Here is a 21,761-nt window from a genome sequence, read left to right as displayed (position 1 = left end):
CGTCCGAATCGGGAGGAGACACGGGATGGGCAGCCGCACCGCGCTCGTCGAGGATCTGATGGAGCGCTTCCCGCACGTGCCGCGGGAGGCCGTCTTCAAGGAGGACCTGCTCCGCGGAGGTGTGGCCTTCGACGCGTCCGCCCTCAGCGACAACGAGGGCGGCGAGGTGAAGCCGAAGTCCTACTTCATCTTCTCCTTCGACCACGGCACCCTCCCCGAGCTGGGCGAGGCCGCCCTGCGCCGCCCGCCCGAGGAGATCATCCTCACCGGCGGCCCCTACGACCTGCGCCGCACGGTCGTCTCCGTCCGGGTGAACCCCGCTTCGCCCTACCGCGTCGCCGCCGACGAGGAGGGCCTGCTCGGCCTCTACCTCGACGGCAAGCGCATCGCCGACGTCGGTGTGCCGCCGATGCCGGAGTACTACCGGCACAAGCTCTCCAACGGCAAGTCCGTCATGGAGGTCGCCCCCACCATCCAGTGGGGCTACCTGATCTACCTGACGGTCTTCCGGGTCTGCCAGTACTTCGGCGCCAAGGAGGAGTGCCAGTACTGCGACATCAACCACAACTGGCGCCAGCACAAGGCGGCCGGCCGGCCCTACACCGGCGTCAAGGACGTGGAGGAGGTCCTGGAGGCGCTGGAGATCATCAACCGGTACGACACCGCCAAGGCGTCCACCGCGTACACCCTGACCGGCGGCGCCATCACCAAGACCGTTGCCGGCCGCGACGAGGCCGACTTCTACGGCCAGTACGCCAAGGCCATCGAGGAGCGCTTCCCCGGCCGCTGGATCGGCAAGGTCGTCGCCCAGGCGCTGCCGCGCGACGACGTGCAGCGGTTCAAGGACTACGGCGTGCAGATCTACCACCCCAACTACGAGGTGTGGGACGAGTACCTGTTCAAGATGTACTGCCCCGGCAAGGAGCGCTACGTCGGCCGCGACGAGTGGCACAAGCGCATCCTGGACTCGGCGGAGATCTTCGGCGCCCGCAACGTCATCCCCAACTTCGTGGCCGGCGTGGAGATGGCCGAGCCCTTCGGCTTCAAGACGGTCGACGAGGCCATCGCCTCCACCACCGAGGGCCTGCGCTTCTTCATGTCCCACGGCATCACGCCCCGCTTCACCACCTGGTGCCCCGAGCCCACCACCCCGCTCGGCAAGGCCAACCCGCAGGGCGCGCCGCTGGAGTACCACATCCGCCTCCTGGAGGCCTACCGCGCCACCATGGACGACTTCGGCCTCAGCTCCCCGCCCGGCTACGGCCGGCCCGGACCCGGCCGCGCGGTGTTCTCCGTCAGCTCCTTCATGGACAGCCTCCCGGCGGAGGAGGAGACGGCGACCGTCGGGTAGCGGAAAACCCGTTGACGGGCCCACGGGGGGCCCGGATACGGTGTGAGCGTTGTTGTTCAGGCGAGTTGTGAGTTCTCGGAGGAGGTGTCGACCGATGGCTGTCACTGCGATGGGCGCTGCCCGCACTCAGATCATCACGTCCACCTCCATGGCCACCGGCTGACTCTCGAACCTCCTTCGCCGGGGCCAGACCTTGTGAAGGGTTCCCCGTTGAACTCCAGCACCTCTGCTGACGTTTTCTCCGCTCTCGCTCCCTACGGCTGGGACGAGGCATGGGCGGACGCATTCGCCCGCCACGACACCGAAGGCCTGCTCCCCGGCCGCGTGATCCGCGTCGACCGGGGGCAGTGCGACGTCGTCACCGCCGACGGGGTCGTACGCGCCGACACCGCGTTCGTCACCCCGCACGACCCGCTGCGGGTCGTGTGCACCGGCGACTGGGTCGCCCTCGAACCCGGCGGCAATCCCCGCTATGTACGCGCGTATCTGCCGCGCCGCACCGCCTTCGTGCGGTCCACCTCCTCCAAGCGGTCCGAGGGGCAGATCCTCGCGTCCAACGTCGACCACGCCGTCGTCGCCGTGTCCCTCGCCGTCGAACTCGACCTCGGCCGCGTCGAACGGTTCCTCGCCCTGGCCTGGGAATCGGGCGCCCAGCCGATCGTCGTCCTGACCAAGGCGGACCTCGTGCCCGACCCGGTCACCCTGGCGCACCTCGTCCAGGACGTGGAGACCAGCGCGCCCGGCGTGAGCGTGCTGACCGTCAGCGCCCTCGACGGAACCGGCCTCGACGTCCTCGCCGCGGTCGTCGGCGACGGTACGTCCGTACTGCTCGGCCAGTCCGGGGCGGGCAAGTCGTCCCTCGCCAACGCGCTGCTCGGACAGGACGTCATGGACGTCCGGGCCGCCCGGGACGTCGACGGCAAGGGCCGCCACACCACCACGACCCGCAACCTGCTGCTGCTCCCCGGCGGGGGCGCGCTCATCGACACACCGGGGCTGCGGGGCGTGGGCCTGTGGGACGCCGAGACCGGGGTGGGGCAGACCTTCTCGGAGATCGAGGAGTTCGCCTCCCGGTGCCGCTTCCACGACTGCGCGCACGAGGCCGAGCCCGGCTGCGCGGTGCGCTCCGCTGTGGAGAGCGGTGAGCTGCCCGTGCGGCGGCTGGAGAGCTATCGGAAGCTGCTGCGGGAGAACCAGCGGATCGTGGCCAAGACCGATGCGCGGCTTCGGGCCGAGATCCGGAAGGAGTGGAAGCGGAGGGGGGCCGAGGGGCGGGCGGCGATGGAGATGAAGCGGGGGCGCCGTTAGGGGTTGTCGTCGTCTTCGGGGTGCGGGTTGTGTGTGGCTGGTCGCGCAGTTCCCCGCGCCCCTGGGGGCACGCCCCTCAGGGCGTCAAAATCTCCATGTCCGATTTCCGCTAGCAGCGGTCTCCGTCCTCTCGGACACTTGATTGTGTGATGGACGACGACAGCAGGTACGAGGCCGTTCGTAGCCGGGACGCCCGGTTCGACGGGGAGTTCTTCTTCGCCGTCTCGACGACCGGGATCTACTGCCGGCCCAGCTGCCCGGCGGTGACGCCGCGGCGGCGGAACGTGCGGTTCTTCGCGACGGCCGCCGCCGCCCAGGGCTCGGGGTTCCGGGCCTGCCGGCGGTGCCGGCCGGACGCGGTGCCGGGGTCGGCCGACTGGAACGCGCGGGCGGATGTCGTCGGGCGGGCCATGCGGCTGATCGGCGACGGCGTCGTCGACCGGGAGGGTGTCGCAGGACTTGCCGCGCGGCTCGGCTACAGCGCGCGGCAGGTGCAGCGGCAGCTCACCGCCGAGCTGGGCGCCGGGCCGGTCGCGCTGGCCCGGGCCCAGCGGGCGCACACCGCGCGGGTGCTGCTGCAGACGACCGGGCTGCCGGTGACCGAGATCGCCTTCGCGTCCGGGTTCGCGAGCGTGCGGCAGTTCAACGACACCGTCAAGGACGTGTACGCGCTCACCCCGAGCGCCCTGCGCGCCGCGGCGCCCCGGGGCGGGCACCGGCCCCGGCGGGGCGGCACCCCGACCGCCGGAATCCCGCTGCGGCTCGCCCACCGAGGGCCCTACCACGCCGCCGGTGTCTTCGATCTGCTCGCGCGGGAGGCCGTGCCCGGGGTGGAGGAGATGAGCGGTCCGGCCGGGGCGCGCGTCTACCGGCGTACGCTGCGGCTGCCGTACGGCACCGGGATCGTGGCCGTCGAGGAGCGGCCCGGCGGGGCCTCGGCGGGACCGTCAGCCGCTCATCCCGGCGGCTGGCTGGACGCCCGGCTGCACCTCACCGACCCGCGCGATCTGACGACCGCCGTACAGCGGCTGCGCCGGCTGTTCGACCTGGACGCCGATCCGTACGCCGTCGACGAGCGGCTCGGCGCCGATCCGCGGCTCGCCCCGCTGGTCGCCGCACGGCCGGGGCTGCGCTCGCCCGGAGCGGCCGACCCGGAGGAGTTCGCCGTGCGGGCGCTGGCCGGGCGGGCGGAGGCCGCACGGCTCGTCCAGGCGTACGGCAAGACGCTCGACGCGCCCTGCGGCAGCCTCACCCACCTCTTCCCCGAGCCGGCCGTCCTCGCCGAGGCCGAGCCGCACGGCCGGGCGGGCGCACTGGCCGTCGCCCTCGCCGACGGGGCCGTACGCCTGGACGCCGGCGCGGACCGGGACGACGCAGAGGCGGCCCTGCTGGCGCTCCCCGAGGCGGACCCCGCGACCGTCGCCGCCATCCGCACCCGCGCCCTCGGCGACCCCGACGTCGCGCCCCCCGGCGTGGACGTCCCCGACACCTGGCGCCCCTGGCGCTCGTACGCCGTACGTCATCTGCGGACGGCCGAAGACCTGGAGACCGACGCATGACCACGCACTGGACCCGCCTCGACAGCCCGCTGGGCCCCGTCCTGCTGACCGCCGACCCCGACGGCACCCTGACCTCGCTGTCCCTGCCCGAGCAGAAGGGCGGCCGGAGCGTGCGGGACGGCTGGCGGCACGACCCGGAGCTGTTCCGGGAGGCCGAGGAGCAGCTCGCCGCGTACTTCGCGGGCGACCTGAAGGAGTTCCGGCTGCCGCTGCGCGGCGAGGGCACCGCGTTCCGCGAGCGGGTGTGGGAGGCCCTGGACTCCGTTCCCTACGGGGCGACCGTCAGCTACGGCGAGATCGCCGCCCGCATCGGCGCCTCCCGGGCCGCCGTCCGGGCCGTCGGCACCGCCGTCGGCGCCAACCCGCTGCTCGTGCTGCGCCCCTGCCACCGGGTGATCGGCGCGGACGGCTCCCTCACGGGCTACGCGGCCGGCCTGGACCGCAAGCGGCACCTGCTCGCGCTGGAGGGGATTCTCTAGTCCTCCAGGCCCCAGCTGTGGATGCGGCGCGGGTGGATGCGGATCAGCTCCTCGCTGAAGTGGGCGCCCAGGTCGTGAGGCCCGGTGAGGAGTTCCGCGTCGCCGCGGATGTCGACGCCGCGCACCCGCCAGGGCCGTACGCTCACCACGTCGTCGACGACCAGGGCCACCTTCGGGTTCTGCCGGAGGTTGCGCCACTTCTTGGTGCGGCCCAGGGCGTAGCCGCCGACCAGGATCGTGCCGTCGTCCTGGGGGAAGAAGCCCACCGGGTTCGCCTGCGGCTGGCCGTTCGGGTCGACGGTCGCCAGCCGTCCCAGCCGCTGCGACGTCAGATACAGGCGCTCGGCCTCCGTGAATGCGGTCATGCGAGCAGCCAAGCACGCGCGCACCGGCGGCACATCGGGTTCTCGTCCTAGGGCCTGAGGCCTACGCCGGTTACCCCGCCGCTCACCCCCACAGCACCGCCCCGAGCCACGCGCCCGCGATCAGCTGGCAGGTGAACAGCTCCGCCAGCACGCTGGAGCCGCCCTGGCGCATGGCCGTGCGCAGCGCCGCCCGCGCCGCGCCGTGCCGGCCGAGGCGCAGCCGCTCGCACAGGTAGATGCCGGCCATGAAACCGGGGATCGCCCCCAGTACGGGGATCAGGAAGAACCCGAGGAACGCCCCGGCTCCCGCGTACACGCCCATGCGGGGTGTCGCGCCGCTCTCGCGCAGCCGGCGGGGCGGCAGCGACCAGCGCACCACCTGGGACAGGAACAGCGCGAGGGTGGCGCCGACCAGGACCGCCCATGCCACCGGCTGGGGGTCCTTCAGCGCCCACCACAGCACCGCGGCCCACACCAGCCACGACCCCGGGACACCGGGCACCAGCACCCCGCCAAGGCCCAGCAGGATCACCGTGCCGACCAGCAGGAGCTCCCACACGCCCATCTGCCCAGCGTGCCGGAGGACCGCGGGAGCCGCAGGTCGGAGGGCGCCCGAGGGGTCAGCGTTCGCGGGCGACCCAGCCGCGCTCGTAGGCGTGCCAGCCCAGTTGCAGGCGGGTCGTCACCCCCGTCAGCTCCATCAGGCGCTTCACCCGGCGCTGTACGGTCCGCAGGCCCAGGTCGAGCTGCTTGGCGACGCTCGCGTCGGTCAGGCCCGCCAGCAGCAGCGAGAGGATCTCCAGGTCGGCGGCGTCCGGCCCGTCGGGGCCCTGCTCGGTGACTCCGGACGCGCCGAGCCGCAGCGGCAGCGCCTCCCGCCACACCGACTCGAACAGGCCCGACAGCAGCTCCAGAAGGCCGCTGGCGTGCACCACCAGCGCGGCCGGCTCGGCGGTGTGCGAGGTCAGCGGCACCAGCGCCAGCGAACGGTCGACGACGACCAGCTTCGTCGGCACCTTGTCCACCACCCGCACCTGCTCGTCCCGGCCCAGCGCGGCGCTCAGCTCCGTCATGCCCTCCGGCCGGTCCAGCACCGCACGCTCCAGCACCACCCGGTAGCGCACCCCGCGCTCGGCGGCCCGCTCCTCGGCCTCGTTCTCCATCCCGGTGACCGCCACCGGGTTGCCGGTGACCAGGGCGCACACCTCCTCCGCGGCGCCCAGCTGGAGCTGGAGGAAGCGCTGGGTGACGGCCGCCGCGCCGATCACCACCTCGACCAGGTCGTGCACGGCGGGCTCGGCCGCGGCCGCCCGGTACTCCTCGGCGAGCAGCGCCGCCGCCAGCTCCGCCTGCTCCAGCTCGTGCCGCCGCTGGGTGAGCAGGGCGCCCAGCGCCACGCCCGGCGGGGCGGCGACCCAGCGGCCGGGGCGGGCCGGGGTCTGCGCGGCCAGACCGTGCCGCTCCAGACCACGCAGCACGCGCTCGGTGTCCTGCTCGCCGAGGGTCAGCCGCCGGGCCAGGTCCGGGATGTCGGCCGCGCCCACCGCCACCAGCGCCCGGTAAGCCGACTCGTGTGTCTCGTCCAGCCCTATCGCCGCCAGCATCAAGGCGTCGTCCCTCCCCGGAATCGCCGACTCCACGCGGGCCGGCCGTGGCGGGAAACAGCCACGGCGCAAACCCGCCGCGCCCATCATCCCCGTACACCCGATCACTCTGCCAAGGTGGGTCCACGGCCGCGGTGGCCGGTGCCTCGACGTCCGCTTTCCCGGACGAGGCCGGCCCGCGCGACGACGCGCCGGCGGTCGTTCCCCAGGCGGTGGCCCGGGTCCGAGACGCGTTCTGCGCAGGGGATCCCGGATCCGGGTCACTCCCATGTCGCCGGGCGGTTCTCCCGTGGGGGGTGGAACCGCCCGGTGGCCACCCTCGTACGCCCGTTCGTCCCGTCCCCGACAGGGTGTCAGCAGCCCTCGCGCGCACGGGATTTTCCGGATGCCCCGTTTTCAACCGGCCCGTGCGGTGGACAATGAGGGTCATGAGCCAGCAGGGGGGAAGGCCCACCGGTCCCGGTCCCGAGGACGACTGGTGGGGGCAGCTGTACGACGACTCCACCCACGACACCGGCCCCACACCCACCCCGGACTCCCTCGACGACCGCTACGCCTCCGCCTCGGGGCTGACGGTCCCGAAGGACGGGGCGACCGGTCCGAGCACGCCGTCCGGGACCCTGCCGGGGGCTCGCCGCCCGGCCGACGCTCCGGGGGAGCAGGTCCCGTCGCCGTCACCGTCGCCGCCGGTGGCTCCGCAGGACCGACGGCGGGACGCGTCACCCGAGGACACCCGCCCGGGGCGGTTGCCGGGGGTGCCGGGTGGGGGGTCTGCCACGGTGCACGGTGCGGTGCCGGGTGCGGCGGGCGAGGGGCCTCCTGTCGTGCGGGACGTGTCCGGCGAGGGTTCGGCTGCGGTGCAGGACGCGCCAGGCGGGGGGCCTGCTTCAGCGCGGGACGCGTCGGCTCAGGGGCCTGCCGTCGTGCAAGACGCGTCGGCGGAGAGGCCCCCTGCCGCGCGGGACGCGTCGGCCCAGGGGCCTGCTGTCGTGCAGGAAGCGACGGCTCATGGGCCTGCTGCCGTGCCGGACGCGTCGGCCGACGGCCCCGCCGTCGCGCAGGACGCGGCGGCCGACGGGCCCCCGGCCGCACAGGGCCCGCCCGGAAGCGGCCGAGCCGGCTCACCCAGGCCCCTTCCGGCGCCCCGCGCCGATGCCGGGGCCGGTTCCGCCGAGGGGGACGACCCGGTCGGCGAGCCCCCCGGCGTCGCCGATCCCCGTCGCGATGGTGAACCCCGTCGCGATGCCGATCCCCGTCGCGATGCTGAACCCCGTCCCGTCGCGGACCCCCGTCCCGTCGCCGACCCCCGTCCCATCGCTGACCCCCGCCCCGCCCAGACCCCATCCACCCGCCCCCGTCCCTTCCGTCCGCGTGCCCCCTGGGAGCCCCCGGCCGCCGGGCCGGAAGGGCCGACGACCTTTGCGGCTGAGCCCGGCGCCCCTGGGGGCAGTACCGCCGCGACCACGGGTGAGGTGTCCGTGCTCGGGGTGCAGGACAGGCCGAGGGTCGCTCATGTGGGGTCGGGGCCGCCCACGTACGAGCCGGAGCCCACGGCGCTGCCGCCGGCCGACCCCGAGGACCTCGCGGAGCTGGTCGCGGACACCGTGCTGGAGGGCGCGCGGTGCGGGAGCGGGACGCTCAGGGCGGTGTCGGTCAGGGGGGACTCGGCGCGGTATCGGGGGGAGCCGCGGCGGGACTCGTTGCTCGTCGCGCGGTTCGGCACCGGTGAGCAGGCGTTGGTGCTGGTCGCGATGGCGACCGGGGCGCGGGCGACGGCGGGGGCGCACCGGGCGGCGGCCGAGGTGTGTCAGTGGATCGGACGGGCCGTCGGCCGCAGCCACGCCCGGCTCGCGGAGGACATTCGCGCGGCCCGGCGCGGTGACCTGAAGTCCGGGCTGCACCGCCTCACCGACCGCAGCCTCGGCAGGCTGCGCGCCAGCGCGGTCGAGCAGGGCGTCTCCCCGGAGGAGTACGCGGCCACCCTGCGCTGTCTGCTGCTCCCGGCCGACCCCGACTGTCGTACGCGCGTGTTCTTCGGAGTCGGCGCGGGCGGACTGTTCCGGCTGCGGGACGGCGTGTGGCAGGACATCGAGCCCACGGCAGGGGACGTCACCGGCGAACCCGTCGTCGGGTTCGGCTCACCGTCCGGCCCGCCCAGCCCTCCCGCCGAGACGCCCGAAGGCGACCGGCTCACCATGGACCTCGGCATCCCCACACCCCCGAGCCCTTACGAACCGGCCCCGCAGCCGCCCCGCGAACCCTTCCGCTTCCGTGCCTCGGTAGCCCGGCCGGGTGACACCCTCCTGCTGTGCTCGGGCGGCCTCGCCGAACCCCTGCGCGGCGAACCGGAACTGTCCGCGCACCTCACCGAGCGGTGGTCCGGCCAGGAACCGCCCGGCCTCGCCGCGTTCCTCGCCGACACCCAGGTGCGGGTCAAGGGCTACGCCGACGACCGTACGGCGGCCGCCGTGTGGGAGGCGTAGCGGCGCCGGGTGTGGATTGATGGAAGGCGCGAAGCCCAGCGAATCCTTCCGTCGGACCGAAGGGGCACACCACAGCCATGGCCAAGCAGAATGTCGCCGAGCAGTTCGTGGACATCCTCGCCCGCGCCGGGGTCAGACGCCTCTACGGCGTCGTGGGCGACAGCCTGAACCCCGTCGTCGACGCGGTCCGCCGCAACGCCGCCATCGACTGGGTGCACGTACGCCACGAGGAGACCGCCGCCTTCGCGGCCGGCGCCGAGGCGCAGATCACCGGCAGGCTCACCGCCTGCGCGGGCTCTTGCGGGCCGGGCAACCTGCACCTCATCAACGGCCTGTACGACGCCCACCGCTCCATGGCCCCGGTGCTCGCCCTCGCCTCGCAGATCCCCTCCGGCGAGATCGGCCTCGGCTACTTCCAGGAGACCCACCCCGACCAGCTGTTCCGCGAGTGCAGCCACTACAGCGAGCTGATCTCCAACCCGCGCCAGATGCCGCGCCTGCTCCAGACGGCCATTCAGCACGCGATCGGCCGCGGCGGTGTCAGCGTCGTCTCCCTCCCCGGCGACATCGCCGACCAGCCCGCCCCCGACAAGGCCGCCGAGACCGCCCTGGTCACCGCCCGGCCCACCGTGCGCCCCGGGGACACCGAGATCGACCGGCTGGTCGACCTGATCGACCGCGCCGAGAAGGTCACCCTGTTCTGCGGCAGCGGCACCGCGGGCGCCCACGCCGAGGTGATGGAGTTCGCGCAGAAGATCAAGTCTCCGGTCGGACATGCCCTGCGCGGCAAGGAGTTCATCCAGTACGACAACCCGTTCGATGTCGGCATGAGTGGCCTGCTCGGCTACGGCGCCGCCTACGAGGCCACCCACGAGTGCGACCTGCTGCTCCTGCTGGGCACCGACTTCCCGTACAACGCCTTCCTGCCCGACGACGTGACCATCGCCCAGGTCGACGTACGCCCCGAACGCCTCGGCCGCCGCTCCAAGCTGGACCTCGCCGTGTGGGGGGACGTGAAGGAGACCCTGCGCTGTGTCACCCCGCGGGTGAAGGAGAAGCAGAACCGGCGCTTCCTGGACCGGATGCTGAAGAAGCACGCCGACGCTCTGGAGGGCGTCGTCAAGGCCTACACCCGCAAGGTGGAGAAGCATGTGCCGATCCACCCCGAGTACGTGGCCTCCGTGCTCGACGAACTCGCCGACGACGACGCGGTGTTCACCGTCGACACCGGCATGTGCAACGTCTGGGCGGCGCGGTACGTCTCGCCCAACGGGCGGCGCCGGATCATCGGCTCCTTCTCCCACGGCTCGATGGCGAACGCGCTGCCGATGGCGATCGGCGCCCAGTTCACCGACCGTCACCGGCAGGTCGTGTCGATGTCCGGGGACGGCGGATTCTCCATGCTGATGGGCGACTTCCTCACCCTCGTGAGTTACGACCTGCCGGTGAAGGTGGTGCTGTTCAACAACTCCTCCCTCGGCATGGTCGAGTTGGAGATGCTGGTGGCGGGCCTGCCGTCGTACGGCACGACGAACAAGAACCCCGACTTCGCGGCGGTCGCCCGCGCCTGCGGCGCCTACGGCGTGCGGGTGGAGAAGCCCAAGCAGCTCGCGGGCGCGCTGAAGGACGCCTTCAAGCACAAGGGGCCGGCGCTCGTGGACGTGGTGACCGACCCCAACGCCCTGTCCATCCCCCCGAAGATCAGCGCCGAGATGGTCACCGGCTTCGCCCTGTCGGCGTCGAAGATCGTGCTGGACGGCGGTGTGGGCCGGATGCTCCAGATGGCCCGCTCCAACCTCCGTAACGTTCCCCGCCCATGACGACCTCCGAAACCATGGCCGAACATAGAGGGGTGGCGCATTCTGTATGACTGTCCCGGTGCCTACGGGGCATGGATCCCGTGAACGTGTTCGAGCAGGGGGAACCGGCATCGGCGCGCAGGCGGGGGTCATGAGAAGGCAGGTACGAGGGGGTGCACCCGTGACCGCGGGGGCGCCTTCGGCACAGCTCAGCCGCAGACTGGGACGCGCGGATCTTCGGGCGGTGCCCGAGGCGCGCAGAGAGCTGCGGGAACTGTTACGGCACTGGGGGAGGCAGGGACGATCGGACGTCGCCGAACTGCTGACCACCGAGCTCGTCACCAACGCGCTCGTGCACACCGACCGCGAAGCGGTCCTGACCGCCACCGTCTCGCCGCGCGGACTGCGCGTGGAGGTACGGGACTTCACGGGCCGAAGGCCCCGGCCGCGGGTACCGTCCGCCGACGACGGTACGCACGGCCGGGGCCTGCTTCTCGTCCAGGCCCTCGCCGACGCGTGGGGCGTCAGAGCGCACGGGGTGGGCAAGGCCGTGTGGTTCGAACTGGCCGCGGACCCCGCTTGAGCGACGGAACACGACAGGGGCACGGCTCCGACGAACCGTGCCCCTGTCCAGGTGCGGGCCCTGGGATCAGCCGTACTGCTTCTCCAGGTCCTTCAGCTTGCGCTCCAGGTCGTCCAGGCGCGGCAGCGCCATGGTGTCGTCCTCGGCGGTGAGGTCGACGGTGACCGGGTCACCGCTGCGGCGGACGGGCTGAAGGGAGGGCCGCGAGCGTACCGGCAGTTGCTCCGGCGTCGATATGGCAGGCTCCGCGGAGACACGTTCGGAGCCCTGCTCCCCGGCCGGCAGCTCCGCCTGCCGGCTCATGCCCCGGCCGGGGAACGGACCGCGGTGGCCCCGGCTGATGGCCTTCAGCTGTGCCCGCTCGACCCGCTGCTGCTCGCGGCGGCGGAGCCGGCTCTCCTCCTTCTGCCGCATGTCGTCGCGTACCTCCTCGACCGCCTCGTCGAGGCTGCGCACGTTCTCCAGCAGCATCAGCGACCAGGCCCTGTACGTCTCGCGCGGGGCCCGCAGCCAGCGGACGATGCGGATCTGCGGCAGCGGCCTGGGCACCAGGCCCTGCTCGCGCAGGGCGGCCCGGCGGGTCTGCTTCAGGGCGCGGTCGAAGAGCACGGCCGCCGACAGGGACATGCCCGCGAAGAAGTGCGGCGCGCCCGCGTGGTTGACACCGCGCGGCGCGTGCACCCAGTTGAACCAGGCCGCGGCGAAGGCGAACGTCCACACGAGTATCCGCGATCCCAGCGCGGCGTCTCCGTGGCTGGCCTCACGCACGGCGAGCACGGAGCAGAACATGGCCGCCCCGTCCAGGCCGAACGGGACCAGGTACTGCCAGCCGTCCGAAAGGCCGAGGTTCTGTTCGCCGAAGCCGACCAGGCCGTGGAAGGACAGCGCGGCGGCCACCGCGGCACAGCAGAACAGCAGCACATAGGAGACCGTGCCGTATATGGCCTCCTTGCGCCTGCGGCGCTCCTCGCTGCGCTCCCACGAGTCCTCCGCGCCAGAGTCCTTCCCCGAGGAGCGCTTGCCGCGCGCGAGCACCGCCACCGCCGCCAGCATGCCCAGGAGCAGTACGGCGCCCGGAAGCAGCCAGTTCAGCGATATGTCGGTCAGTCTCATCTAGGGGTCCCTTGCATTGGGATAGGGCGTAACGCCCGCCATAGTGGCCCAAACCCGCCGGTCCTCAGGGGGTTTCGGGGCAAGAGGCCGCCAACGAAGTGCAAGGGGATGCCCAGGACGACGATCTGCTCGAACTGCCGCGCGAGGTCCGGTAGTTGAGTTCGAGCAAGACTACTCGTACGGGTGGTTCCGCGGGAACTTCCCGCGGCTGGTGGGGAAATCGTGAAGTGCCTGTGATCAAGCGACCGGTGTGTCAGGCCGCGGCGGGCGCCGTGAGCCGGGCGATCCGGTCGGCGTCGCAGGTGCGCGGGCAGGTGGCGCAGGTGTCGTCGGGGCGCAGGGTGTAGAAGAGGCAGCAGCTGATCCGGTCCCGGGTGCGCAGGGGCGCGCCGTCGGGTCCGGGGAGCTCGCGGAAGGCCGCCGAGCCGGCGTACGGCGCGGTCGCGCCCGGCAGCAGCAGCTCCAGCTCGCGCCGGGCCCGCTCCTCCTCGCCCAGCACCTGGGCGACGTACCAGAGGCCCTCGACCACTTCGTCGGTGACCATGCCCCACAGCGCCCGGCCGCGCCGCCGCATGCGCGGGCCGAAGGCCGCGAGGAGCGGCTCCAGGTGCTCGGCCACCGCCGCGCGCACCTCGGCGCGCAGCGCCTCCTCGCCGTCCACCACGCGCGCGCCGGGCAGCGCGGCGGCCGGATCGCTGGGCAGGCAGGCGAAGGAGGCCGTGCGGACGGTCATGCGGCCGGCCGTGCGGTCGTACGAGACGTCCGTCACGCGGTGGCGGGGCACCCGGCGGTGCAGGAACCACGGCACGGTGAACAGCAGACAGGCCGGCCAGGCGTAGCGGTGCAGTGCGAAGCTCGCCACGACGTCCGGGCGGCCGCGCCGGCCGTAGTCCCGCAGGATCTGGGCGTCGTCCCAGGCCAGGAAGGCCTCCAGGGCTGCTCCGTCGGCCGCGAGCGAGGCGGCGGTGACCCAGCCGTCGCCGTGCGGGAGGGGGTGATCGGGGGTGACCTCGGTGATCGTCAGGCCGGGGTACGCCGCGGTGAGGCGGGCGTGGGCGTCCGCGAGGGGGGAGGCGGGGACGGGCATGCGGGACCACCGATTCGCGACGGGTACGGGCGGTAGCTAGGCAAGGCTTACCTTACCCAGCTGTCATGGGAGTTTGAACTGCCGGGCTGTGCGCCTAAGGTGCTTGACGGCTGAGTGACAACCCGCCGTAATGACCGCAAGTGCCGACAAGCCCGGAGGAGGACCCGTGAAGCAGGGCGCGCAGGGCTCCCCCGTCGCAACGGGCATACCGGAGCAGGACGCCGGCGTGGCCGCCCGCGTGCCGGAGCAGCAGCGCGGCACGGACACGCCCCGCGAGCACGGCGCCGCCGGCCCCGCAGCCCGTGGTGAGCACCCCTGCCCCGAGGCTCCCGTCCCGCACCCCCGGCCCGTGGTGCAGCGCTCCTCCGTGCGCGGGCAGATCCTCGACGCCCTGCGCACCGCGCTCGTCACCGGCGAGCTGACCCCCGGCACCGTGTACTCCGCCCCCGTACTCGGCGAGCGCTTCGGCGTCTCCGCCACGCCCGTGCGCGAGGCGATGCAGCAGCTCGCCCAGGAAGGCGCCGTCGAGGTCGTCCCCAATCGCGGCTTCCGGGTGGTCCTGCGCGACGCTCGCGAGCTGGCCGAACTGGCCGAGGTGCGCTCCCTGCTGGAGGTGCCGGTCCTGCTGCGGCTCGCCACGACCGTCGCCCCGGAGCGGTGGGCCGAGCTGCGCCCCCTCGCCGAGACCACCGTCCGCGCCGCCTCCGCCGGCTGCCGCGCCGCCTACGCCGAGGCCGACCGCGCCTTCCACCGGGCTGTGCTGTCCCTCTCCGGCAACGAGCAGCTCGTCCGCATCGCCGACGACCTCCACCGCCGCGCCCAGTGGCCCCGGGCGACCGGCCGCCACATCCGTACGGAACTCATGGCGGACGCGGCCCAGCACGCGGCCCTGCTGGACGCGCTGGCCCTTCGGGATGTGGAGCGGGTGCGGGTGCTGGTGCGCGAGCACTTCCGGGGGTAGCGGGGCGCCGTCCAGCCTGGGCGCTTTCGCCGTCGGCGTGTGCGGGTTGTCGGGCGCTGGTCGCGCCCGCGCGGCGGAGCCGCATGTCGATACAGCCCCGCGCCCCGTCTGGGCGCGCAAACGCCCCCTACGCCGTCGCCGCCGGAGGTACCGCCAACTGCCGTGCCAGCCACGTCGGTACGCCCCCCAGCAGCCGGAACAGCCGACGCGCCTCCTCGCGCAGCCGGGAGGCCTCCGGCTCGGTCTCCGCGTCGGCGAGGGACGCCAGCGCCGGGGCCGTGCCGACCAGGTAGCCCAACTCCTCGCGCAGCCGCAGCGATTCGGTGAAGCCGTGCCGCGCCTCCGCCAACTCGCCGTCGCGCAGAGCAAGTCCGGCGAGGTGGCGCCAGGTGAAGGACAGCAGCAGCGCGTCCGCGTGCTCGGTGGCGCCCGCGTGGGCCCGGCGGAACGCGGCACGCGCCGCCTGCGGTGAGCCGCTGAGGTTCTGCGCGATCAGCCCCCGCCGGAAGTCCAGCAGGGCCCGGTCCGCGGTGTCCGGCGGGATCAGCGCGGCCGCCCGGCCGAGCGCGGCGCGCGCCTCGTCGGCCCGGTCGCGCACCCCGAGCAGCGTGGCGGCGTAGGCCAAGTACCCGCGTTCACAAGCGGCCGCGCCCCGCTCCTCGTCGCTGTCCGCGAGGGCCTCGGCGACCCGCAGGGCGTCCTCGGCGTCCTCCCAGCCCTGTTCGGTGTACAGACACCGCTCCACCAGCAGCGCGGCCCGCTGCAGCGCGTTCGCCGCGGAGGCCGGCCTCAGCAGGGCCGCCGCGTCGGCCCAGCAGGCCCGCGAGCGCAGCCGCCATACCGCGGTCTGGAGTGGATCGTCACCGGCGGTCGTTCCGTTACCAGACATGGCGGTATACGCCACATTGCCCTCCCCGAGCGCGCCGTCGAGCTATGAGTGGTGGCCGCATCTCAGCACGAATCGCGGGGCCCGGCCAAGAGGGTGGGTGAAGGATTTCACAAAGTCGGGGGAGTCGCGCCCCCTTCCGGTTCAGCTCATCCGCAGTGCCAGGAAGAAGTCCAGCTTGTCCTCGAGCCTGGACAGGTCACGGCTCGTCAACTGCTCGATCCGGCCGACGCGGTAGCGCAGCGTGTTGACGTGCAGGTGGAGCCGGGAGGCACAGCGGGTCCAGGAGCCGTCGCACTCCAGGAACGCCTCCAGCGTGGGGATCAGCTCGGCGCGGTGCCGCTGGTCGTAGTCGCGCAGCGGGTCCAGCAGCCGTGCGGTGAAGGCCCGGCGGACGTCGTCGGGGACGAACGGCAGCAGCAGCACGTGCGAGGCCAGCTCCTGGTGGCCGGCCGCGCACACCAGGCCCGGCCGGGCCGCCGCCACACGCCGCGCGTGCCGCGCCTCCTCCAGCGCGCCGCGCAGCCCCTCCGCCGAGTGCACGGCCGCGCTCACGCCCAGCGTGACCCGCCCGTCACCGTCCAGACCGGCCGCCAGCGGCTCCCGTACGGCCGTGAGCAGGGTGTCGGCGACGATCCCGGAGTCGGAGCCGTCGTGCTCGCCGCCGACCGCCGGCAGCGGCACCAGCGCGATCGCCTCGTCACCGGTGTGCGCGACGGCGATCCGGTCGGACGGCTCCGGGCCGGTGCTCTGCGGGTCGACCAGGATCTCCTCCAGCAGCGACTGGGCGACGGGGCCGCCCTCCAGCGCGCTGTCCGCCCACTCCACCCGGGCGACGACCACCTGCCAGTGCGGGGCCGCGCCGAGCCCGGGCAGCAGCACCGGCGCCGCGACCCTGAGCCGGGCCGCGACCTCGGCGGGGGCCGCGCCCGTCTGCACCAGCTCCAGGACCTCCTGGGCGAGCCGGCGGCGGACCGTGCGGGAGGCGTCCCTGCGGTCGCGCTCGACCGCGATCAGCTGCGTCACCCCGTGCACCAGGTCCAGCCGCTCCTCCGGCCAGTCCCCGGCATCGGCCTCGACGGCCAGCAGCCAGTCCGACAGCACGCTCTCGCGCACGTCCCGCGTGCCCTGCGGCGCCCGCGCGGCCCCGGCCGCCGGACCGCGGTGCCCCCAGCTGCGGATCGGGAACAGGCTGTACGTCGTGGAGCCGACCAGCACCCGGTGCGGACCGCGCCGCCCGGTGCGTACGGCCGCCAGATGCTCGCCCGCCAGCTTGGCGCACACCTCCGCCGGCAGGGCCGGGCCCGCGACCTTCGGGCCCGCGATCAGCCGGCCCGCCGGGGACAGCACCCAGGCGCGCAGGTCGAGGTCCGAGCCGAGCAGGTCCAGGACCACGTCCGGGCCGCCGCCCGCCGGGCCCGAGGTCATCATCCGCCGGTGCCGGTCCACGACCGCCGCCAGGTCCCCGGCGCGCTCGCCGCTGACCTGGCGCACGACATGCTCGGTGATCGTCGCGAACGCCACCGACTCGTGCACCGCGAACAGCGGCAGCCGGTGCCGCACGCAGGCCGCGACCAGGTCGTCCGGCACGTCCCCCAGCTCGGCCTCACCGGCCGCCAGCGCGGCCACCCCGGCCTGCGACAGGATCCGTACGAACGGCTCGGAGTCGGCGGCGTCCCGGCGCCAGGCCAGGCCCGTCAGGACCAGCTCGCCCCCCGACAGATAGCGGCTGGGGTCCCGCAGGTCGGTCGTCATCACCCCGCGCACGGTGCGGTCCAGCTCGTCCTCGCCGCCGAGCAGCCTGAGGCCCAGCGCGTCGGTGTCCAGCAGTGCGCGCAGCCGCATTCTCGTCGCCGCCGTTCTTTGTCTCGAAAACTACGATGAATCTTGATGGGCCGGACCGGAGTGGCCCGGCCGGCGGGCGGACATTCCGCCCCTGGCCGTCGCCGGACCGTCGGTCCGGGCCGTGTCCCAGGTCACGCGGGCTGTGTCTCACGTTTCCACAGGAGAACCGGGAGGTTACTGATGACCCCCGTTCATACGAATCTACAAGATGACCACCCTGGCCAGCCAACTCCTTCATGGTTTCGGTGACTGACCCCACCGGAGTACCGCGCTGTGTACTGGCTCCACTTCGCGTTAACAGGAGATGAACGAGCCGGGACCGCCACACACGGATTGGCTCAATCCGCACCACCGAGCACCGCAACGAAGAAGAGAGCCGGTCATGGACTTCCTTCGCCCCGCCAGCTGGGAGGAGGCGCTCGCCGCAAAGGCAGCGCATCCGACCGCTGTGCCGATCGCTGGTGGCACCGACGTGATGGTCGAGATCAACTTCGACCACCGCCGGCCCGAGTATCTCCTCGACCTGGGCCGCATCGGCGACCTCTCCGAGTGGGAGGTCGGCGAGGAGAGCGTCCGCCTGGGGGCCTCCGTCCCTTACACCGGCATCATGGAGAACCTGCGTGCCGAGCTGCCGGGCCTCGCGCTCGCCTCGCACACGGTGGCCTCCCCGCAGATCCGCAACCGCGGCGGTGTCGGCGGCAACCTCGGTACGGCCTCCCCGGCCGGTGACGCCCACCCCGCCCTGCTGGCGGCCGGCGCCGAGGTCGAGGCGGAGTCCGCCGCCCGCGGCACCCGGCTCATCCCGATCGACGCGTTCTACACCGGCGTCAAGCGCAACGCACTGCAGCCGGACGAGCTGATCCGCGCCGTCCACATCAAGAAGGCCGACGGCCCCCAGCAGTTCTCCAAGGTCGGCACCCGCAACGCCATGGTCATCGCCGTGTGCGCCTTCGGTCTCGCCCTGCACCCCTCCACCCGCACCGTGCGCACCGGCATCGGCTCCGCCGCCCCGACCCCCGTCCGGGCGAAGGCCGCCGAGGAGTTCCTGAACGCGGCGCTCGAAGAGGGCGGCTTCTGGGACAACGGAAAGATCATCACCCCCTCGGTCGCCAAGCAGTTCGCCGATCTGTGCTCCGGCGCCTGCAACCCGATCGACGACGTCCGGGGCACCGCGAGCTACCGCCGCCACGCCGTCGCAGTCATGGCCCGCCGGACGCTCACCTGGACCTGGGAGTCGTACCGCGGCGCCCGCCGCACCTCGGAGGGAGCTGCGTGATGCGCGTCAACTTCACTGTCAACGGCCGTCAGCAGGAAGCCGACGACGTCTGGGAGGGCGAGTCCCTGCTGTACGTCCTGCGCGAGCGCCTCGGCCTGCCTGGCTCGAAGAACGCCTGTGAGCAGGGCGAGTGCGGCTCCTGCACGGTCCGCCTCGACGGCGTGCCGGTCTGCTCCTGCCTGGTGGCGGCCGGCCAGGTCGAGGGCCGCGAGGTCGTCACCGTCGAGGGCCTGGCGGACTACGCCAAGCAGCGCTCCTGCGGTACGGGAGCCTGCGGCACCTCCCTCGACGAGGCCAAGCAGTGGGAGGCCCAGCCCGCCTCCGACTCCCAGACCGGCGAGGGCGAGGAGCTCTCCCCGATCCAGCAGGCGTTCATCGACGCCGGCGCCGTCCAGTGCGGCTTCTGCACCCCCGGCCTGCTCGTCGCCGCCGACGAGATGCTGGAGCGCAACCCCAACCCGACCGACGCGGACATCCGCGAGGCCCTGTCGGGCAACCTGTGCCGCTGCACGGGCTACGAGAAGATCATGGACGCGGTCCGCCTCGCGGCCGCCCGGCAGGGAGAGGCGGTCTGACCATGGCTTCCCCCAGCGGAACCCCCACCAAGATCACCCAGGGGTCGCGGACCAAGGGCGGAATCGGCGAGTCCACGCTCCGCCCCGACGGCACCCTCAAGGTCACCGGCGAGTTCGCGTACTCGTCCGACATGTGGCACGAGGACATGCTCTGGGGCCAGATCCTGCGCTCCACCGTCGCCCACGCCGAGATCGTGTCCATCGACACGAGCGAGGCCCTCGCGACGCCCGGCGTCCACGCCGTCATGACGTACGACGACCTGCCCACCGACGTGAAGAACTACGGCCTGGAGATCCAGGACACCCCGGTCCTCGCGCACGGCAAGGTACGCCACCACGGCGAGCCGGTCGCGATCGTCGCCGCCGACCACCCGGAGACGGCCCGCCGCGCCGCCGCGAAGATCCACGTCGAGTACCGCGAGCTGCCCGTCATCACCGACGAGGCCTCCGCGACCGCGCCCGACGCGATCCTGATCCACGAGAACCGCGACGACCACCACTCCGGGCACGTCCCGCACCCGAACATCGTGCACCGCCAGCCGATCGTCCGCGGAGACGTGGCGGCGGCCCGCGAGCGCGCCGATGTGATCGTCGAGGGCGAGTACACCTTCGGCATGCAGGACCAGGCCTTCCTCGGCCCCGAGTCCGGCCTCGCCGTGCCCGAGGAGGACGGCGGCGTCCACCTCTACATCGCCACCCAGTGGCTGCACTCCGACCTGCGCCAGATCGCGCCCGTCCTCGGCCTGCCCGAGAAGAAGGTGCGGATGACGCTGTCCGGCGTCGGCGGCGCGTTCGGCGGCCGCGAGGACCTGTCGATGCAGATCCACGCCTGCCTGCTCGCGCTGCGCACCGGCAAGCCGGTGAAGATCGTCTACAACCGCTTCGAGTCCTTCTTCGGGCATGTGCACCGCCACCCGGCGAAGCTCCACTACGAGCACGGCGCCACCAAGGACGGCAAGCTCACCCACATGAAGTGCCGGATCGTCCTGGACGGCGGCGCCTACGCCTCCGCCTCCCCGGCCGTCGTCGGCAACGCCTCCTCCCTGTCGGTCGGCCCGTACGTCGTCGACGACGTCGACATCGAGGCCATCGCCCTCTACACCAACAACCCGCCCTGCGGCGCGATGCGCGGTTTCGGCGCGGTCCAGGCGTGCTTCGCCTACGAGGCCCAGATGGACAAGCTCGCGAAGAAGCTGGGCATGGACCCGGTGGAGTTCCGGCAGCTCAACGCCATGGAACAGGGCACGCTCATGCCGACCGGGCAGCCGGTCGACTCCCCGGCCCCGGTCGCCGAACTGCTGCGCCGCGTCAAGGCGATGCCGCTGCCGCCCGAGCGCCAGTGGGAGTCCAGCGAGGGCGCGGACGTACGGCAGCTGCCGGGCGGTCTGTCCAACACCACGCACGGCGAAGGCGTCGTACGCGGTGTCGGCTACGCGGTCGGCATCAAGAACGTCGGCTTCTCCGAGGGCTTCGACGACTACTCCACCGCCAAGGTGCGCATGGAGGTCGTGGGCGGCGAGCCCGTGGCCACCGTGCACACCGCGATGGCGGAGGTCGGCCAGGGCGGCGTCACCGTCCACGCCCAGATCGCCCGCACGGAGCTGGGCGTCGCCCAGGTGACCATCCACCCCGCCGACACCCAGGTCGGCTCGGCCGGTTCGACGTCCGCGTCCCGTCAGACGTACGTCACCGGCGGTGCCGTGAAGAACTCCTGCGAGCTGGTCCGTGAGAAGGTCCTGGAGATCGGCCGCCGCAAGTTCGGCTCCTACCACCCCGCGTGGGCGACGGCCGAACTCCTCCTGGAGGGCGGCAAGGTCGTCACCGACGGCGGCGAGGTCCTCGCCGACCTGGTCGACGTCCTCGACGGCGAGGCCGTGGAGGTCGAGGCGGAGTGGCGGCACCGGCCGACCGAGGCCTTCGACCTGCGCACCGGCCAGGGCAACGGCCACGTCCAGTATTCCTTCGCCGCGCACCGCGCGGTCGTCGAGGTGGACACCGAGCTCGGCCTGGTCAAGGTCATCGAGCTGGCCTGCTCCCAGGACGTCGGCAAGGCCCTCAACCCGCTGTCCGTCATCGGCCAGATCCAGGGCGGCACCACCCAGGGCCTGGGGGTGGCGGTGATGGAGGAGATCATCGTCGACCCGAAGACGGCGAAGGTCAGGAACCCCTCCTTCACGGACTACCTGATCCCCACCATCCTCGACACGCCGACCATCCCGGTCGATGTGCTCGAACTCGCCGACGACCACGCCCCGTACGGGTTGCGCGGCGTCGGCGAGGCACCCACCCTGTCCTCGACGCCGGCCGTCCTTGCGGCGATCCGCGACGCGACAGGGCTGGAGCTCAACCGCACGCCGGTACGTCCGGAGCATCTGACCGGCACCGCGTGATCAGGCCCTCCGGGCGGCGCACGGAACGTCACAGCCTCCCGCGCCGCCCGGAGTACTCCGGAGCCGCACCGCTCGCGGCACCCCGGAAAACAGACTG

The 21,761-nt window shown here is 73.0% G+C and carries 18 protein-coding genes; 11 read left to right on the top strand and 7 right to left on the bottom strand.

Annotated features, from left to right (window positions below):
* Positions 1–25 precede the first annotated feature (25 nt).
* From ACIQ6Y_RS04565 to ACIQ6Y_RS04550, 4 genes are all read left to right on the top strand, one after another.
* Positions 26–1,351, top strand: a complete 1,326-nt coding sequence (locus tag ACIQ6Y_RS04565; RefSeq protein WP_404032805.1) for a radical SAM protein — start codon at positions 26–28, stop codon at positions 1,349–1,351.
* A 210-nt stretch (positions 1,352–1,561) separates the two neighbouring features.
* The gene (rsgA, locus tag ACIQ6Y_RS04560) at positions 1,562–2,659 is read left to right on the top strand and encodes a ribosome small subunit-dependent GTPase A (protein ID WP_404032803.1); all 1,098 of its coding nucleotides are present in this window, start codon (positions 1,562–1,564) and stop codon (positions 2,657–2,659) included.
* Positions 2,660–2,808: 149 nt separating this feature from the next.
* Positions 2,809–4,218 (top strand): DNA-3-methyladenine glycosylase 2 family protein, encoded by a 1,410-nt coding sequence (locus ACIQ6Y_RS04555; RefSeq protein ID WP_404032800.1) that lies wholly within the window; start codon positions 2,809–2,811, stop codon positions 4,216–4,218.
* A complete protein-coding gene (locus ACIQ6Y_RS04550; protein WP_404032797.1) occupies positions 4,215–4,697 on the top strand; it encodes a methylated-DNA--[protein]-cysteine S-methyltransferase in 483 nt (160 codons plus the stop codon). The genes ACIQ6Y_RS04555 and ACIQ6Y_RS04550 overlap by 4 nt, the downstream gene beginning before the upstream one ends.
* Here ACIQ6Y_RS04550 and ACIQ6Y_RS04545 read toward each other — a convergent pair.
* The 3 genes from ACIQ6Y_RS04545 to ACIQ6Y_RS04535 form a co-directional block, all read right to left on the bottom strand.
* The gene (locus ACIQ6Y_RS04545) at positions 4,694–5,062 is read right to left on the bottom strand and encodes a PPOX class F420-dependent oxidoreductase (protein ID WP_404032793.1); all 369 of its coding nucleotides are present in this window, start codon (positions 5,060–5,062) and stop codon (positions 4,694–4,696) included. The two genes, ACIQ6Y_RS04550 and ACIQ6Y_RS04545, sit on opposite strands and share 4 nt — an antisense overlap.
* 82 nt (positions 5,063–5,144) lie before the next feature.
* Positions 5,145–5,627, bottom strand: a complete 483-nt coding sequence (locus ACIQ6Y_RS04540; protein WP_404032790.1) for a DUF456 domain-containing protein — start codon at positions 5,625–5,627, stop codon at positions 5,145–5,147.
* 55 nt (positions 5,628–5,682) lie between these two features.
* A complete protein-coding gene (locus ACIQ6Y_RS04535; protein ID WP_404032787.1) occupies positions 5,683–6,666 on the bottom strand; it encodes a helix-turn-helix domain-containing protein in 984 nt (327 codons plus the stop codon).
* Between the two features lie 1,514 nt (positions 6,667–8,180).
* Here ACIQ6Y_RS04535 and ACIQ6Y_RS04530 point away from each other — a divergent pair.
* The 3 genes from ACIQ6Y_RS04530 to ACIQ6Y_RS04520 all read left to right on the top strand — a co-directional run bounded on the left by ACIQ6Y_RS04530 (position 8,181) and on the right by ACIQ6Y_RS04520 (position 11,531).
* Positions 8,181–9,149, top strand: coding sequence for a protein phosphatase 2C domain-containing protein (locus ACIQ6Y_RS04530; RefSeq protein ID WP_404032784.1), 969 nt, complete (start codon positions 8,181–8,183; stop codon positions 9,147–9,149).
* Between the two features lie 77 nt (positions 9,150–9,226).
* Positions 9,227–10,969 carry a pyruvate dehydrogenase gene (locus tag ACIQ6Y_RS04525; RefSeq protein WP_404032782.1) on the top strand — a complete coding sequence of 581 codons (1,743 nt, stop codon included), beginning with the start codon at positions 9,227–9,229 and terminating at the stop codon, positions 10,967–10,969.
* Between the two features lie 130 nt (positions 10,970–11,099).
* A complete protein-coding gene (locus tag ACIQ6Y_RS04520) occupies positions 11,100–11,531 on the top strand; it encodes an ATP-binding protein (RefSeq protein WP_404032780.1) in 432 nt (143 codons plus the stop codon).
* A gap of 66 nt (positions 11,532–11,597) precedes the next feature.
* Here the strand turns inward: ACIQ6Y_RS04520 and ACIQ6Y_RS04515 are convergent, their stop codons facing one another.
* Complete coding sequence (locus ACIQ6Y_RS04515) at positions 11,598–12,644, bottom strand: DUF2637 domain-containing protein (protein ID WP_404032778.1); 1,047 nt, start codon at positions 12,642–12,644, stop codon at positions 11,598–11,600.
* Positions 12,645–12,897: 253 nt separating this feature from the next.
* The gene (locus tag ACIQ6Y_RS04510) at positions 12,898–13,731 is read right to left on the bottom strand and encodes a (2Fe-2S)-binding protein (protein ID WP_404032775.1); all 834 of its coding nucleotides are present in this window, start codon (positions 13,729–13,731) and stop codon (positions 12,898–12,900) included.
* Between the two features lie 166 nt (positions 13,732–13,897).
* Here ACIQ6Y_RS04510 and ACIQ6Y_RS04505 point away from each other — a divergent pair, with 166 nt between their 5' ends.
* A complete protein-coding gene (locus tag ACIQ6Y_RS04505) occupies positions 13,898–14,692 on the top strand; it encodes a GntR family transcriptional regulator (protein ID WP_404032773.1) in 795 nt (264 codons plus the stop codon).
* Between the two features lie 127 nt (positions 14,693–14,819).
* Here the strand turns inward: ACIQ6Y_RS04505 and ACIQ6Y_RS04500 are convergent, their stop codons facing one another.
* On the bottom strand, positions 14,820–15,596 hold the full coding sequence (locus tag ACIQ6Y_RS04500) for a hypothetical protein (protein ID WP_404032770.1): 777 nt from the start codon (positions 15,594–15,596) through the stop codon (positions 14,820–14,822).
* Between the two features lie 126 nt (positions 15,597–15,722).
* Positions 15,723–17,423, bottom strand: coding sequence for a PucR family transcriptional regulator (locus tag ACIQ6Y_RS04495; protein ID WP_404032767.1), 1,701 nt, complete (start codon positions 17,421–17,423; stop codon positions 15,723–15,725).
* Between the two features lie 382 nt (positions 17,424–17,805).
* Here ACIQ6Y_RS04495 and ACIQ6Y_RS04490 point away from each other — a divergent pair, with 382 nt between their 5' ends.
* From ACIQ6Y_RS04490 to ACIQ6Y_RS04480, 3 genes are read left to right on the top strand one after another with little or no spacing between them, the layout of a single operon-like run.
* The gene (locus ACIQ6Y_RS04490; RefSeq protein WP_404032764.1) at positions 17,806–18,699 is read left to right on the top strand and encodes an FAD binding domain-containing protein; all 894 of its coding nucleotides are present in this window, start codon (positions 17,806–17,808) and stop codon (positions 18,697–18,699) included.
* On the top strand, positions 18,699–19,274 hold the full coding sequence (locus ACIQ6Y_RS04485; protein ID WP_404032762.1) for a (2Fe-2S)-binding protein: 576 nt from the start codon (positions 18,699–18,701) through the stop codon (positions 19,272–19,274). The genes ACIQ6Y_RS04490 and ACIQ6Y_RS04485 overlap by 1 nt, the downstream gene beginning before the upstream one ends.
* A gap of 2 nt (positions 19,275–19,276) precedes the next feature.
* Positions 19,277–21,664, top strand: a complete 2,388-nt coding sequence (locus tag ACIQ6Y_RS04480; RefSeq protein ID WP_404032759.1) for a xanthine dehydrogenase family protein molybdopterin-binding subunit — start codon at positions 19,277–19,279, stop codon at positions 21,662–21,664.
* The last annotated feature ends 97 nt before the right edge of the window (positions 21,665–21,761 follow it).

This window comes from Streptomyces sp. NPDC096205 (assembly GCF_044763135.1).
Classification (GTDB): domain Bacteria; phylum Actinomycetota; class Actinomycetes; order Streptomycetales; family Streptomycetaceae; genus Streptomyces.
Note: the sequence above shows the minus strand (reverse complement) of the source record. Positions and strands in the feature narration are given on the sequence as shown.